The 373-nt window shown below is 48.3% G+C and carries 2 tRNA genes; both read left to right on the top strand.

Annotation, left to right across the window (positions count from 1 at the left end):
• The first annotated feature begins 91 nt into the window (after nucleotides 1–91).
• A tRNA-Arg gene (locus KNO98_RS14645) sits at nucleotides 92–168 on the top strand.
• A 4-nt stretch (nucleotides 169–172) separates the two neighbouring features.
• Nucleotides 173–249: transfer RNA gene (locus tag KNO98_RS14640), tRNA-Pro, on the top strand.
• Nucleotides 250–373 lie beyond the last annotated feature (124 nt).

Genomic DNA, 373 nt, shown 5'->3' with positions numbered 1-373 from the left:
CGGTCGTGGCGGAATCGGTAGACGCGCTAGGTTGAGGGCCTAGTGGTGGTTAACACCGTGGAGGTTCAAGTCCTCTCGACCGCACCATATTGCACCCTTAGCTCAGCTGGATAGAGCGTTAGACTACGAATCTAAAGGCCGGGAGTTCGAATCTCTCAGGGTGCACCATTTACGGGAAGTAGCTCAGCTTGGTAGAGCACTTGGTTTGGGACCAAGGGGTCGCAGGTTCGAATCCTGTCTTCCCGACCATTTATTTTTGGTCTTTGAAAACTGAACGATGAGGCAAAAAAGTTTTACAATTTTTGAATGAAGCGCAAGCTTCGTCAATTTAAGAGCTATATCAAATTCTTTGGAGAGTTTGATCCTGGCTCAG

The organism is Exiguobacterium sp. s57, from assembly GCF_018617685.1.
GTDB classification, from domain to species: Bacteria; Bacillota; Bacilli; order Exiguobacteriales; family Exiguobacteriaceae; genus Exiguobacterium; species Exiguobacterium marinum.
This window is presented reverse-complemented; position numbering and strand designations above follow the sequence as displayed.